Source organism: Pseudomonas sp. SA233 (genome assembly GCF_054792385.1).
In genome coordinates, this window is the sequence record NZ_CP096449.1 from 3,207,580 (window position 1) to 3,223,152 (window position 15,573).

Consider the following 15,573-nt stretch of genomic DNA (forward strand, 5'->3'; position numbering starts at 1 on the left):
GTCAGGCCACCGCCCGCCACATGGCGCACAGTGGGTCGGCATCGCTGGCTGGCTGGCACAGCTGCACCGCCGCCAGTTGCGGCACGTCACCCCGACCCGGGGCATGCAGGTAGACCCGTGGCAGGTGCTCGCCGTACAGCTCGCAGGTGCGCTCGATCAGTGCTTGCAGGGCCTGGTCACTGTCGGCACAACCTTGCGTCAGCACTTGCTGCCAGGCCCCGCCGGCAGCCAGCAGCAGCACGCTGCGGCGCGGTTCGGCCAGGACGAACAGGAAGTCGCCCTGCCCCAGCTGCGCCGAGCAGCGGTTGTAAGCGGCCATCAGGTACGGCTGTACCGAGCGCAGGCTCAGGTGGCTTTCCCGGCCCAGCGCCTGCAGCCGCTGCAGCAGGGCTTCGGGCAACGCCGTGGCGATGCGCGCGGCACCGGCCGGCTCGGGCGACAGCACGATGCGCCAGTCGTCCAGCGGCTGCCCGTAGAGGTTTTCGAAACAGGCCCGGGCGTAGGCGTCCAGCTCGCGCGGGTGGCTGATGGCATCACTCCAGGGCACCAGGCAGAAGCGGCTGTACCGGGCCGACAGCAGTACCCGCAACTGGGCACCGCGCACGGCATGCTCGGCCAGCAGCATGGCCAGGGCGTCGACGGCGGCCTCCCAGGCCGGTTGGGCGGCATCGCAGGTAAAGTCGCGGCTGCCCAGCCATTGGTGGTGATTGGCGTGCCAGCTACCCAGGCCCACACCTTCGGCACCGAGTACGGCACTGTATCTGTAAGCGCCACGATCAGATGAATGTGACACGGTTGATCTCCTCGAGTGTGGTACGGCCATCCCGGACCAGGTCCAGGGCCGAGGCCCGCAGCAGGCGCAGGCCACGCTGGCAGGCGAGGTTCTTGATTTGCGACAGAGGGCGACGCTCGACGATCATCTGCCGCAGGTCGTCGTCCAGGTGCAGCAGTTCGGCGATGGCGCTGCGGCCGCGGTAGCCACTGCCACGGCACTGGCCGCAGCCCTGGGCGCGGACGAACTTCCAGCCGGCCACGCCCTCGCGGGTCAGGCCCGCGCCGTACAGGGTGTCGTCGTCGACTTCGCACGGCGTGGCGCAGTGCGGGCAGGCCAGGCGGATCAGGCGCTGGGCCAGCACCGCATTGAGCGCGGAGACGAAGCTGTAGGGGTCGACCTGCATCTGGCTGAAACGGCCGATCACATCGAACACGTTGTTGGCGTGGATGGTGGTGAACACCAGGTGGCCGGTGAGCGCCGACTGCACGGCGATTTGCGCGGTGTCCGGATCGCGGATTTCACCGACCAGGATCTTGTCCGGGTCGTGGCGCAGGATCGAGCGCAGGCCGCGGGCGAAGGTCAGGCCCTTCTTCTCGTTGACCGGGATCTGCAACACGCCAGGCAGCTGGTATTCGACCGGGTCCTCGATGGTGATGATCTTGTCCACGCCGTGGTTGATCTCGCTGATCATGGCGTACAGGGTGGTGGTCTTGCCGCTGCCGGTGGGGCCGGTGACCAGGATCATGCCGTAGGGTTCGGCGGCCAGGCGGCGCAGGGCGCGCAGGGTTTCCTCGGCAAAGCCCAGGGCCTGCAGCTGCACGCCGCTGACCCGGTCGGACAGGTCCTGCTTGTCGAGCACCCGCAGCACGGCGTCTTCGCCGAAGATGCTGGGCATGATCGATACCCGGAAGTCGATTTGCCGGTCGCCCACGGCAACCTTGAAACGGCCGTCCTGGGGCACGCGTTTTTCGCCGATGTCCAGCTCGGCCATCACCTTGATGCGCGAGATCACCTGGTCGGCGAAGGCGCTGCCGCTGGCCTTGCCGGCGCCATTGAGCACACCGTCGATGCGATACTTGATGGTCAGGCCCTGGCCGGTCATGCCCAGGTGGATGTCGCTGGCGTGCAGCTTGAGGGCGTCGTACAGCGTGGAGTTGACCAGCTTGACCACGCGGCTCTGGTCTTCGCTGATGCTGGCCAGCGACAGGCGCTGCAGCGGGTCGCTTTCGCTGCTGGTTTCGGCGTCGTGGTCAAGGGCGTCCACGGCGTGGAAGCTTTCTTCGTGGCGGGCCAGGAAAGTGGCGAGGTCCGCGGCGTGGGCCAGGTACAGCGGTGCGCCTTGCAGCACATCGTCGATCCAGGCCAGGCGGGCGTGGTCGAAGGGGTCGGCGAACACGCCCAGCAGTTGGCCACCCTGCTCGATCAGGACGAATTCACGCTTCAGGCACATCGCCAGGCTGACCTTGTCGAAGCGTGGGGTGCTGGCCAGCAGGGTGTGGCTGTCCAGCACCGGGTAATGCAGGGTCAGGCCCAGGCGCTGGGTGAAGGTGTCGGGGGTGTCGCAGGCCAGCTGTTCCAGGCGGGTGAGCAGGCGTTCGTCGCTGGTTTGCAGGCGGGCCTGGGCCAGTAGGTCGCGGGGGTAGGCAGAATATGCTTTTACCTGTGCCGGCCCTTTCGCGGGTAAACCCGCTCCCACGGGATTGCCGATTTCTTCAGAATTGCGGTGCCCCTGTGGGAGCGGGTTTACCCGCGAAGAGGCCGGTGCAGGCGGTAGAGCGTCCTGGGTTGCATCGAATGCTTCTGGCATGGCCTGCGACTCCGCTCAGGGGCGCGTCGCAGGCTGGCTCGGCCAGGGGTGCGGGCGCCGCTATTCCCCTGTGAGCAGTTGATCGTCGTCGGGCCCCGGGGGCTTGGCGCCGTTGCGGCGGCGGTCGGCCAATACCCAGCTTCCATCGTACAACTGCAGGGGGAACGATTCGTTCCTGTTCTGGCGTCGTTCGACAAACCCTTCAGCCGGGTTGTCCGTGGCCCTGCGCCGGCGCTCGATGCCCATCAGGTCGAAGACTGCACGGGCCAGTTCCACCAACGGGAACGGCTTGAACAGGACATGGCTCACACCCAGTTCGGCGGCCCGCTCACGCACCTCGACGGTGGGGTGGGCGGTAATCAGCACGAAGTGGCACTGCCTGTTCCTGCGTACGGTCTCCAGAACCTGAAAACCCTCCATGTCGGGCAAGCGGTAATCCAGCACGATCACTTGCGGTGCCAGGCTTGCAGCCTGCTCGATACCACTGGCACCGTCGTGGGCAACATGAACTTCCAGGCCTTGCGCCTGCAGGTACGCTTGCAGGTTCTGCGCAAGAGTCTGTTCGTCATCGACTACCAATACTCTGTTCACCAAGGTCGACTCCCAAGAACTGCCCGGTAACCCGGTCTGCGAAGTGCGCCCCTGTACAGGCTTGAGCAGGCTTCGTGCCAGGCGTGAAAAATCATGCTGCACCACTGTAAGTCATTGATTCACCAGGGGTACCGATCAACATCCGTAACGCAGCGGGCAGGCGCACCGGCCTGGTTCCCCACATGCGGGGAAACTGATGGCACACTGCCAGATCGTTATTCCCCATGATTGGGGAAACGCCATCAGTCACCTCAGTCGGCAATCTCCACGATAGCGGACGCACGCAAACGTTGGCGCACGGACAGGCGCGCCTGCGCCTCCCGCTGCCCGATGAGCGTGGCCCTGGCTTGAACCAGTCCCTGTTCGCGTATGACCGAAGGTTCGTCATTTTGTTTCTGCACTCCTTGCAGGGTTTCCAGGCTGGCATCGTAGAATGCCTCCACTTCGGCCTGGCTGGGCGCGGCGACAGCGCTGAGCTGGGCATACACCTGCTGCGCGGCCAGCTCGCGCCGGGTGTACTCATTGTACTGTGCCCTATCGAAGCCCGCTTCCGCCAGCCGCCGTTCAAAGATTGCCGGGCTGCCAAGCGCGGCCTCGACCTCGCCCACATGCGCCGACACCTGCTCGTCGCTGATGGCTATGCCGCGGCGCTGGGCCTCCTGCCACAACAGCTCCTTGTCGATCAGTTCATCCAGTGCCTGGTCGCGCAGGCGCTGGTACAGGTTCGGGTTGCGGATACTGGCCACCGCGCGGCCCTGGGCATCCAGATATTCGCTGAAATAGCGCTCCAGGCGCATCGTCTCGATCTCCACACCATTGACCCGCGCCGCCGGCATATCAGCCCAGCTTGCCTTGGCCAACACCTGCAACAGGCACAACAACAGAACGCGCATGGCAACCTCCGCTCAAGGGCTGTCCGGCAGTGGCCGGTATGGGGTGACCGCGGTGAAGCGCGGCCCGGGCAGGGCCACCGCCACCACATGGGCACCGGCCATGCCCTGGCGGCGACCGGGGCCGAAGCCCAGGGCCGGGGTCAGGCCGGTGGACACATCATGCAGGCCTTCCAGCGCGGCAATCAGCTGCTCGCGGCTGGTGTCGCGGCCTGTCTGCTTCAACGCTTCACTCAGCAGGCGCAGCGCGCACAGGGTGTTGACCTGCAACGACGCCTGGCGAGGGTCGAGGCCCTGACGCTGCTGCAGGCCGGCCAGAATCGCCTGGCCCTGTTCGGTCCAGTCCCCAGGCACGTAGGGATAAGCCAGGAACACCCGTTGCGACCAGAACTCGGGCAAGCGCGCCACGGCGCCGGTCACCTGGCTGGAGGCGGCAAACAGGTACGGCTGGCGGCCGGCTGACTGCAGCGCCGAAGCCAGTTCGGCAAAGGCCTGGGCACGGCCGAGGAAGACAATGCCCTGCCCGTCCACGGCCTGGCCAGCAAAGGCCTGGGCCGCAGGTGGTGACCAGCCCTGCTGCTGAAGGCGTTCGCGCACCTGTTCGGCCAACGCCGCTTGTTCATTGCCGGCATACACCACACGCAGGTCGTTGGCAGCCAGCCCCAGCGCCGCGCGGGCGTGGCCGGCCAGGCTCAGCAATTGCGCGGGCAAGCCGGGCAACGGGTCGAAAATCTGTGGGCTGCCGCCGCTGCGTGGGGTACTGCCGATCAGCGGTACATTGTGTGGCGCCAGCAAGGTTGCCAGGCGCTGGTCGAGCATGGGTGCCAATGGCGCGATCAGGGCGAACACCTGCTCCTGCTCCAGCAACTGCTTCAGCGCCCGTTCGGCGCTAGCCGGGTCGGATCCCGGGTCGAGCACCACCAGCTCCAGGCGTCGCCCGTGGATGCCACCCTGCTGGTTGAGTTGCGTCAGGCCGTCTTCCAGCACCGCACGCACCACCTGCCCGGCCTCGGTCAGCGGGCCGGATGCCGGCAGCAAGGTCCCCAGGCGCAGCACGCCCTCCTCCACGCCGGGGTCGCGCTCCTGGGCCAGGCGCTTGAGGTAGGCCGTGAGGTTGCGCTGGTCGGCCAAGGTGAGTTCGAAGCGCGGCATGGCCGGGTCCAGGCGATTGCCTGCCGGGTCGACGCCGTGCTGAATCGCCCGGGCCAAGCTGCTGTCGGTGTAAGCCGGATAGCGGCGGCCGTTGACCTCGCGTTCGCCCTGGCCTTGCGCCAGACGCTGCCAGTCGAGGCTGGGCGGGCGTACGCCCCCTTCGGCACGGCCGCGGCCATCGTTGCCGTGGCAGCTGGCGCAGGGCAGCACGCTGGCGGGGACCGTCATGTCGCTGGCACCGACCCGGGCTTGCAGTTGTGCGTCGCTGCTGGAGACGCCCTGGCGGTAGAGGTGTTTGCCGGCTTGTTCATGTTCGGTCAGGTCCAGGGCGAGTGCACCGCTGCATATGGCAATACCTAATGCGAATGCCAGATAGCGCAGCACTGCCTCAATACAGACGCGAATCCCTGTAGGAGCGGCCTTGTGTCGCGATCGGGCGCGCAGCGGCCGCAGGACCGGCGAATGTGTTTCATCAGGTACTCCGGGTATGCCGGTTTTACGGCCGCTGCGCGCCCGATCGCGACACAAGGCCGCTCCTACAGGGATTCGCGCCGGGATTCGCGCCAAATTTGGCGTCGGCATTGGCGAAGTACTGCGCATGATGCTCACCGCCCTGCCAAAGGCAGTGCCAGCAACTGCATGCGCTGGGCAATCGCCGCCGGCGGTGCATCCGGGCGGATCTTGCTCCAGCGCTTGCCGGCCACATCGCCGGCAATCAGCTGTGTCGAATGCTGCTCGGGGCTGGGCAGGAACTGGCCGATGCGCCCGAGCACCAAATCGACATTGGCCTTGTCACCGGTCAGGAACAACCAGTTGGGCCCATCCACGCCCTGCTTCCCGGCAAACGCCTTGAGCACTTCGGGGGTGTCATTGAGCGGGTCGCTGCTGATCGACACGAAGGTCACCTGGCTGGCCAGCTGCGGCCCCATGGTCTCGCGCACTTCGCGCAACTTGCGGGTAATCAGCGGGCAGGCGTCGGTGCAATGGGTGAAGATCACGTTGAGCATCACCACCTTGTCCTTGAGCACATCGCTGTAGAAGCGCAGCTCGCGGCCATTCTGGTCCTTGAGCACGGTGTCGGTGAACCAGGCCTGGGCATCGCGGGTACCGCCGCCACTGGTCATCGCCTGCGGTGCCGGCTGCGGTTCTGGCGCCTGCGGGGCATGGCCTTCATGGGCGAACGCCACCGAGGCGAGGATCCACAGGCAGCCACCCAGCATCAGCCAGTCAAAAGCGCGCATGCCTGCGCGACGGGAGCTTACCAGGCTCATGGTTGCACCTCGTGATGGTCGGCAATCGCCGTGCTCTTGGCATGCACCCGGCGGGCGCCTAGGCGGTTGATTTCGTCGATCAGCACTGCCGGGTCGGTGAAGCCGTAGTAGCGCGTCCAGTGGCCGGTGCGCCCGTCCCCCACCAGAATCAGCGGCGGGTGCTGGCTGAGGTCGGCGCTGAAGCTGCCCAGGCCCTTGAGGGTTTCGCTGATGGCATATGGCGTGCCGGTCAGCCAGCTCCAGCCCGGCCCCTTCTGGAAGGCCTTGGCGTAGTCCTGCAGGCGCTTGGCGTCGTCACGTTGCGGGTCGACGCTGATCGATACCAGGTGAATGTCTTGCCCTACCCGGCCACCCAGTTGCTGCTGGACCTTGCCCATGATCGACGACACCACCGGGCACACCGTGGTGCAGCTGGTGTAGATAAAGCCCATGACCACCAGGTGGTCGCCCACCAGGTCTTTTTCCAGGCGTACCGGCATGCCGTCCTGGTTCAGCAGCGAGACATCGGCAAAGCGCACGCTGGCCTTTTCCTGGCGCGCCGCCGGCGGCTGTTCGGCGTGGCCGTTGTGGTCGTGGCCGCCATGGGCCAGGGCCAGGTTGCCGGCAAAAGCGAGGCTCAGGGCCAACAATGTGCAAGCATGCTTGGCGTTCATCGCAGATTCCTCACGTCATTATCGGAAACGGTGGACGTTGCGGCCGGCAGCACGCGCAGGCTGGTGTAGTTTTCTTCGGCAAACTTGCGCCCCAGCGACGGCGACTGCACGTGCAGGTACCACGCGCCAGCTTCGGGCAGGGTCAGGGCCGCCTGATAAATGCCCTCACCCACCTCCTCCAGCTGCAGGTTGCGTGGCATCGACGAAGGCGCCAGGAAGTAGCGCAGGCTCAGGTCGCTCAGGCCCAGGCGCGGCAGGCCGTCGTCGCCGACGATGCGCACCCGTGCGGTCACGGCGCTGTGCTGCGACAACGGCCGGTCCAGGCCGATGAACTCGGCATGCGCGCCCTTGCGCTTGCCGGCATTCGGCGCTGCGACCACATCGGTGCTGAAGCAGTGGATGATCTGCGGCTGGTTGAGCAAAAAGGCCACGTCGAACTTGCCGGCGGCGGGCATCTTCACCGTCGAGCCATACACGCCCGGCGCCAGTTCGCGCAGGCTGCGGTCGACGACGATGGCGGCACGGGCCTGGTGGCCACGGTTGTTGTAGCCGGACATCGGTGCGTTCATGCCTTCGGCGTAGAAGTAGGTGGTGTTGTCCACCGGGTTGACCACGAACACCGAATTGTCGTCGCGCGACACCGACAGCCCCTGAGCCAGCGGCAGGTCGCCAGCCTGGCGTGGCGCCGCCGGGCCGGCCTCGAAGCCCTGGATGATCGGCGAACGCCCTTCGCCCAGGCTGGCCAGGTTGATCATGCTCACCTTCGGTGAAGCCAGGCCGCGCACGTAGGCATAGCCCTTGGTGAAAGTCAGCTGATACGGTTCGGCCGCCACCGGGATCCGGTGGATCAGCTTGTCGGTACTGGCGTCGATCACCAGGGCCTGGTTCTCCAGGGTGTTGAGCACGATGCCATAGCGGCCATCGCTGCTGAAACGCATCGGCCCCAGGCCCTGCTCGGCCTGGACCGTGTGGCGTAGCTGGTGGTTGCGGGCATCGAACACGCGCACGCTGCCCTCCTCGCCATCGACCACGTACACCGCCTGGGACAACGCCGAATAGCTGACCGACAGCGGGTGCGGGCCAACCTTGATGGTCTTGGCCAGGCGCATTTCCGGGATGTCGATCACGCTCAGGGTGCCGCTGTCGCGGTTGCTGACATAGGCGTAGCGGGAGTCACCACTGAAGGCGATTTCGTGGTGGCCGCCGCCGGTGTTGAAGGTTTTCAGGGTGTTGCGCCCCGGTACGTCTATCACCGTTACCCCGCCCTTGGCCGGGTCGCTGCTGTTGTTGCCTACCCAAAGCCGGTGCTGGTCCGGTTGCAGGGCCACGCGCAGCGGCTGGTCGCCAGCGTCCAGGTCGGCCACGCGGGTGAAGGTCTCGGTGTCGATCACCGAGACCTTGCCGCGCTCGGGAATGGACACGAACACCTGCCTGTCGTCAGCGGTGGCTACCCAGTCCATGGGCCGCCCAGGCAGGTCGATGCGGGCCATGGTGCTGGTCACGCCGCCCACCGATACGGTCGGGTCGATCACCGTCAGGCTGGCGTCCTTGTTCATCATCAACAGGAAGTAACTGTTCAGGTCGAGCAAAGGCCGGGCGCCAATACTGCTTTTGAGGAACAGCGCGACACGGGCCTTGCAGCTCTGGTCGCGGTCGCCCTCCGGGGCCGACTGCGTCGGGTCGAGCCACGCCCCCGGGGCCATGCCCGACAGCGGTTGGCCACTGGCCTGGTCGCTGACCTTGAAACGGATGTTGGCGAAGCTGCCTTCCTGCAGCTCATCCCCCGCCAGCGGCCGGGCCTCGAACTCCACGGTCACACCGTCGCGGCTGAGCCGGTGCGGGGCCTGCGGGTCGGCAGAGCCCTGCAAATACTCGCGCGGATCGCACCACAGGCTTTCATAGGCCACGCCCAGGCCGATCAGCGCTGCCCCCAGTGCTACCCCCATGCATGCAAGGCGGGTCTTCTTGTTCATTTTCGCGCCCCCATTTACCGTCACTGCGCCGGTGCCGTTGCCGGCGGCGCTTCATTGGTCACCCGCAAGATCCCCCACAGCCCCGAGAGGTTGCCGTAGGCGGCGTAGTCGCGGAACAGGTAGTCACCCGCCACCGCGTTGGCGCCGCCGGCACTGGGCAGCATGAAGCTGAAGTGCGCGGCCGGCAGCACGCTTTCCTGGGCACCGATGTACATGGCCATCGGGTTGTAGCCGAAGCGCACCGAGCCGATGCCAGGCAGGCTCAGCGGGTAGCCGTCCACGTCGTTCTTCTCGGCCTGGTAGTTGTGCAGCGGCCACAAGTGGCCATCCAGCTGGTAGACCATGCCGCGGCTGCCACCACTGGGCATCACGATATGGTTGCGCACTGGCTGGCCGGGCTTGGCGTACAGCACCGGGGTTTGCGGGTCGCCACCGACCAGGGCGTTGGCGTAGGCCATGTGGGCATTGGGCACATCGCCAAAGCCCAGGCCACCGGCGCGGCCGAAGGGTGAGTCGGGGGCCATGCCGAAGCGCAGCCACAGGGGTTCGGTCTTGTAGTTGACCGCCATGTTGCCGTTGTCCTGCGGGTCGCCGGCGGCGCCGTTGCCTTCGGTATTGATGCCCTCCACCGGGCGGCCGTCGGCCCAGCGCATGTTCAGCGCACGCTGCCAGACCGTGACGAAGTCGCGGTAGTCGGGCTGGCCGGTGACCTTGACCGTGGCCTGGGCCCGTGTTGCGGTGTCCTCGGTCCAGGTGGCGGTCTGTGGCAGGATGCTCATGGCACCCACCAGGCCTTTCTGCGGCTGCTTGATGAAGTCTGACGGGGTCAGGTTGAGGCCGCCGAATTCGATGGCCGTGGTGTTGATGTTGTCCACCATGCGGCCCAGCTGCGACACCGGCTTGCCTTCACGCTCCAGGTGGCCGGCATAGTACTGGTAGGTACGGGTCGGCCAGGCGCCACTGGTGCCGGCACGCGGGGCTACGGTCTGCACCGGGTTGAGGCCGACGTTGGCGCCATCGGACTTGGTGATGTCGTAGGCCAGCAGCTGGGCATGCAGGCCCACGTGGCTGGACGGCCGCATCAGGTTGTTGGCAAAGGCGGTGGCACCCTCGCTGTCGAAGCGGTCACGCTTGACCACGTTGTGCATCACGGCCGTGCTGGGCAGGTCCGGCATCACCAGCGGCAGGCGGTTTTCCAGGGTGATGCTGATGCACTCGCCGGCGTTGGCGCGCAGCACCAGCGGCTCCACGGGCACGCCCGCCTTGAGCTTGCCGGTGGTGGCGTCCAGGTCGGCCTTGCGCACGTACAGGATCGCGGTCGGGTCGTGCAGCGGCGCGCTGTGGCCACCGATGGTGAAGGGTTCCCCGTCTTCGGGGTCTACCCCACTGACCAGCGGGATGGCGGTCTTGCGGCTGTTGAACACCAAGGTGCCGCCATTGGCCTTGAGCGGGCCGCCGACATGCTGGCCGACACCGGCCGGGTCGTTGATGCTGACGCCGTTGCGGTTCTCGAGAATGTCGTTGGCCAGGGCCGCGACGACCTCGTAGTTGCGTTTGACGGTCGGGCGGGTGCCGATGCCATTGGGGTTGGCCGTGGTTTTCGGGCAGATGCCGTCGAAGTTGACGGTGTTGCGCATGGCCACTGGCTGCGGGTTGTTGGGCAGCGGGAACAGGTCGGCACGCTGCGCGGTGTAGTTGCGCATGATGCCCCAGATGCCGTTCCAGTAGCCCTCCAGGGCCGCATCCAGGGAATACAGGTAGTCACCGTTGGTGGCCGCCGAACTGGAGATCATTGACACCGGCGCCATGAAGCCCAGTTGCTCGGAAATACCGATCATCTGCGATGACTTCCAGCCCGAGTTGGAGCTGTTGCCGTAGCCGGTGCCGTTCTGCAGCCACTTCACGCCATGCAAGGTGACGTTGTGCTCCTCTTCATGGCCGCCGGCGTGCATGCGCAGGCGTACGTTGTCACCGGAGTAGGTGCGCAGCATCGGGGTAAACGGGTCGCCCGGTTCGCTGCCGGCCGCGTTGATGTGCGGCGGGAACAGCGTGGTGCCGCCGGTGGGGCCCACGGCCGAAGTAACCGCCGACGGAGCCAGGTTCATGGCGGGAATCGCCCGGTCGGTACGGGTTTGCAAGGCATAGCTGAGGTCGCCGGCCAGGCCGTCGGCCTGCATGCCACGCTTGCCGTCCGGGCCGACCTTGTTCGGGTCGTACACACGCAGGGCCAGGGGCTCGTTGCGGTAGTTGACGACGAACATGCCCGGGTCATCCACCGAGATTGCCTGCGGGCAGGGCCGGCTTGGGCAGCCCGGGTTGATGCCGCCGCGTTCCTCGACGATGGCCTCCAGCAGGTTCGACGCCTTGCCGCGCACCGGCGGGTTGATGGCGTAGCGGAAGCTGTCGGCGGTGGCCGGGTAGGACTGGGCATTGGGGATGCCGTCCGGCCCGGCGCCGACGTACACACCGGCCTCGTAGGCGTGCTGGAAGTCGCTGTATTCCAGGAAGAACTCGCGGTAGCTGTCGTTCTTGCCGTCGCCATCGTGGTCACCGGTCTGGATCACCGCCTGCCACGAGGTCGGGCCACCGTCCTGGCGCGTGGCCGGGTTGTACAGCTTCTCGCCGGTTTCGGCGTGGTACCAGGTGGAGTTGGCCGGTTCGGCCAGTACGGTGGCATACAGCCCAAGCTGCTGGTGGGTCGATGGGCCGAGGTGGTCGTGGGTGAAGATGGTGCCCAGGCCACGGTCGACGTTGTACACGTTCACCAGCGGGTCGGCGAACCAGCGCTGCATGGCCGTGCGTGCGCCCAGCCAGTCGGCCCGGCCGAAGCGGCCGAAGTATGGGTGCTGCCGGGCTTGCGGGCAGGCGGCGGTGCCGTCGCGGCTATCGCCCTGGGTGCAGCCGTTGTAGGCACGAATGGCCTGCACCCGCTCGACCACGCTGCCGGGCGAGAGGATGCCGTCTTCGTAGTTCCAGCCGTTGGCCGAGCCGTCGGCGGCGGTCAGGTCCCACTTGGGCAGGTGGATGTGCTGGCCGATCACGTCGGTCGGGGTGCGCACCTGGTAGTCGTCCATCTCGTAGATGTTCGGGATCAGGTTGGTGTGCTGGTACATGGTGCAGTCGAAGGTGTTCATGCGCATCACCAGTGGCTCTGGCGGGCGCTGCTTGGTGATCACCGGCCAGGCGTCCTCCCACAGGGCGATGATGCGGGCCTGCGGGAAGTGGTAGCCGACCTTGTTGTACACCGCGTCGAACTGGATGTTGGCGCCCTTGTAGATGCGTGGGTGGTCGGCGGTGAAGGCCGAGGAGCCCCGGAAGTTCAGGCCCGAAAGGCTTTCGCCGCTGAAGAACTCGCCTACCCCGGAAGATTGGGTCAGGCGTTTGCCCCGGTCATCCATGCACGGCTCGTAGAACGGCGCGCCGGCAGTCGGCAAGGCGCCATTGGTGCGGAACGCCTTGGCCACCGGCTGGCTGCCGGGGATCAGGGCAAAGCTTTGGTGTTCGGCCTGGGCATGGAACTGCATGGCTGCCTGCTCGACATCGGTGCCCTCTTCCGGCAGGTAGATGGGCTTGGCCTTTTGTACCACCTTGGTGAAATCGAGCTTGGTGGTGGTGGTTTCGGCCTCGCCGCCTGCAGATACGCCGTCCAGCGCGTGGCGCCCCAGGCCGCCATCCCAGCCATCGACCTGGTTCGGGTCAAGGTTGGCCCACAGCGCCTTGCCGCTTTCCTTGAGCTGGCGTGCCATGGCCGGGTCGAGCATGTCCAGTGGCGGGGTTGGTGGGCGGTTGCCCACGCTGCTTTCCATGCCGCCGATCCAGAACGGATAGCCAGGGTTTTTCAAGGTGCCGTCGGCGTTGCGGTTGGCGTCACTGCGGTCGACCAGCGCCAGCGAGCCGATGGCCTTGCGAACCGGCTCCTGGTTGGCTGGCTCTTCATCCTCTTCTTCTTCGGGCTCGTCGTCGTCATTGGCGGCAACCAGCTCTTCGGACAGCTTCGGTACCACTACCACCTTGCCTGGCATCGGCGCCATGGCCTTGCCGGGCAGCGGCACGATGGCCGGGATCGGCGTACCCGCAACGATCTCGCCATCGGGCAAGGCCCGCGCGCCAACCGCCGGCTTGCCGCTACGCAGGGCGAACGGGGTGCTGTGGAAGCCGTTCTCGCCCTGCCCGCTCACTTCCAGGCGGGTGCCTTCCTCGAACACGTCGTGCACCCGCCACATGGCCCACATGCCCTGGGCGAAGTGCGGGTAGAAGTGGCAATGGTAAATGGCATCGCCCGCCACCCGGTTGCGGTTGCCCGCACCGCCGTTGGCGATTTCGTAGGTGTAGCCGACCCCCGCGCCGATGCCCTGGGCATCGATGTAGTCGGAATTGTCGTCATTGGGGTTGAACAGCCACTGGTGGCCATGCAGGTGGAAGATGTGCTGTTCATGGCCGTTGTGGGTGTTGCGGAACTTGGTGAAGTCACCAATGTAGCTGTGGTGCACGTTGGCCGGTTCCGCCGGGAACAGGGCCATGCTGGCCTTGACCCCGACGGCGCTGGCCGGTGGCACCTCGCCAGGGCGAATGTGCTCCAGGCCGACGTTGGCCGGCACGTCCACCAGGGTACCGACGTCACCGACAGTGTGCGCACTGAGGAAGAACTCCTCATAGGCACACGACAGGCAGTCGTGCATCGGCCCCACGCCCAGGCGGTTGGCCACCACTTCCGCGCCCATGCCACCGGAACCGTAGTTGATCATGAACGAGTCGCGGGTGGGTTCCAGTACGTGGCCCATCACCGGGTCGGCCCAGTAGCCAGGGAACGCCTGGGTGCCGGCGACCTCGTCGGCGAACTGCGAGGCGAAGTCACGGAACGCCTCCAGGCGGTTGGGCAACGCCGGGTTGCGCTTGCCCAGGCTTTCCAGCGGGTAGGTGGATTTGGGGAAGCTGCCATCGGGGTTGGGGCCCATGACGATGGCATCGGTTTCGCTGTTGATGATCTGGTTGCCGTCGACCATGGCAATGATCGGCTTGCCAGCCTTGCCTTCGGCGATCCAGGGTTGCGTTTGCGGGTAGCGGGCTTCGTAGTCGATCACCGGCTGGCCGGTGGCGGTACGGCCGGTGGTGGCCAGGCGCATTTCTTCTTCGGTGAGGGTATTGCGGTAGGTGCGGCCGAGTTTGGGCACCACCACTACCTGGCCGAACAGGCCGTTGGCAACGTTGCCCGCAGTGCCCTCGCCGCCGAAGGTGGCGGCCTTGCTGGTAGCGGCAAAAGCGCCTTCGCGTTCGGCGTACAAGGTATAGCTGCGGGTGCTGCCGGGGCTGACAAAGAAGTTGCCGTTACGCCCGGTGTAGGCAGAAATGTCGGCAATGCTGTTGACCGCCTGCATGCCGTTGACCTGGAAGCCGACCATGCGCTCGGCCACCTGCTCGTCGGCGACGAAGCCTTCGGCGGCTTCGTTTTCGAGCTCCGGCCCCTCCTCTTCGCCCTCAGCCTCTTCGGCCTCGATGCCGTGCTTGTTGGGGTTGGCCTTGTAGTCGAGCAGGTTGGTCAGGTTGACGGTAAGGCATTCACCGGCGGCCACCCGCAGCACGATGGGCCGCGGGCGCTTGTCCGGGCGCAGGGTGACCTTGCCCGGTACTGCCGCCCCGCCGCTGCTGAGGGGGACCATCTTGTCGTCCACCACATCCTCGCGCAGGGCGAACATCATGCCGTTGGCGTTTTGCGCGCCAAGGCGGTTGAACATCAGTGGCTGGTCCAGCGCCACCACGTTGGCGACCAGGGTGCGCTGGCACTGCACGGCGGCTTCGCTGGTCGACTCCCAGCCGAGCAAGGCCAGAACGAGTGATGACAGGATGGGGCCTTTGAGTGGCATGGACATGCTGCACCTCCGGGACACAGGATCTCTGCGTGGAGCTGGAGCAAGGTGTATGCCAGGAGCGGATTGCTTTTATTTTCAGTAGGTTGCAGCGGCAAACGAAACAGATTGGGGAGGATTCCCCAGCGGCTTTCCCCGAAACGGGGGGTGGGTTGCGGGTGTTCGTCATGAGATTTTCAGTGCCTGGGAGATCGGGCGCCGCCCGCGCGGCGCTTCGCAGCACAAGGCTGCTCCTACATCTGTTTCGGGCCAATTATTCCTGAGGCAAAGGCGCGCGGCCCCTTGGCGTCCACCTCGATATCGTGCCGGACAAACAAGGCGGTCGCGCGCGTTGGCACAGGCGTTACTGGCCAGAAACAGATGTAGGAGCAGCCTTGTGCTGCGAAGCGCCGCGCGGGCGGCGCTCGATCTCACAGGCGCTGAAAATGCAGTGCCGGACACATGGCAGCCCTGACCCCAACCCCTCGCCCTACACCCCACAGCCAACAAGGCCATCACCTGTAAGACATTTCTGAACATGAAACCAAATACTTCAGAAACGACCCGCTTAGGAATTATCGGGGCCGCGTTGCGGCCCGATCGCGACACAAGGCCGCT

The 15,573-nt window shown here is 66.1% G+C and carries 9 protein-coding genes; all 9 read right to left on the bottom strand.

The window, feature by feature from the left end; all coding sequences use genetic code 11:
• Position 1: 1 nt before the first annotated feature.
• On the bottom strand, positions 2–793 hold the full coding sequence (locus M1D87_RS14895; protein ID WP_085720393.1) for a hypothetical protein: 792 nt from the start codon (positions 791–793) through the stop codon (positions 2–4).
• Entirely contained in the window at positions 777–2,582 is a 1,806-nt protein-coding gene (locus tag M1D87_RS14900) for a GspE/PulE family protein (RefSeq protein WP_232880520.1), read from the bottom strand. Before M1D87_RS14900 ends, M1D87_RS14895 begins: the two co-directional genes overlap by 17 nt.
• A gap of 60 nt (positions 2,583–2,642) precedes the next feature.
• Positions 2,643–3,176, bottom strand: coding sequence for a response regulator (locus M1D87_RS14905; RefSeq protein ID WP_031325917.1), 534 nt, complete (start codon positions 3,174–3,176; stop codon positions 2,643–2,645).
• A 248-nt stretch (positions 3,177–3,424) separates the two neighbouring features.
• The gene (locus M1D87_RS14910; protein ID WP_123085054.1) at positions 3,425–4,066 is read right to left on the bottom strand and encodes a SurA N-terminal domain-containing protein; all 642 of its coding nucleotides are present in this window, start codon (positions 4,064–4,066) and stop codon (positions 3,425–3,427) included.
• A gap of 12 nt (positions 4,067–4,078) precedes the next feature.
• Positions 4,079–5,599 (bottom strand): cytochrome c/ABC transporter substrate-binding protein, encoded by a 1,521-nt coding sequence (locus M1D87_RS14915; protein WP_232880529.1) that lies wholly within the window; start codon positions 5,597–5,599, stop codon positions 4,079–4,081.
• A gap of 221 nt (positions 5,600–5,820) precedes the next feature.
• Positions 5,821–6,486, bottom strand: a complete 666-nt coding sequence (locus M1D87_RS14920; protein ID WP_123085053.1) for an SCO family protein — start codon at positions 6,484–6,486, stop codon at positions 5,821–5,823.
• Positions 6,483–7,139, bottom strand: a complete 657-nt coding sequence (locus M1D87_RS14925) for an SCO family protein (protein WP_015270598.1) — start codon at positions 7,137–7,139, stop codon at positions 6,483–6,485. Before M1D87_RS14925 ends, M1D87_RS14920 begins: the two co-directional genes overlap by 4 nt.
• On the bottom strand, positions 7,136–9,112 hold the full coding sequence (locus M1D87_RS14930) for a YncE family protein (RefSeq protein WP_039615435.1): 1,977 nt from the start codon (positions 9,110–9,112) through the stop codon (positions 7,136–7,138). The genes M1D87_RS14925 and M1D87_RS14930 overlap by 4 nt, the downstream gene beginning before the upstream one ends.
• A gap of 20 nt (positions 9,113–9,132) precedes the next feature.
• Positions 9,133–14,979, bottom strand: coding sequence for a manganese-oxidizing multicopper oxidase MnxG (gene mnxG / locus M1D87_RS14935; RefSeq protein ID WP_123085052.1), 5,847 nt, complete (start codon positions 14,977–14,979; stop codon positions 9,133–9,135).
• Positions 14,980–15,573: the final 594 nt, after the last annotated feature.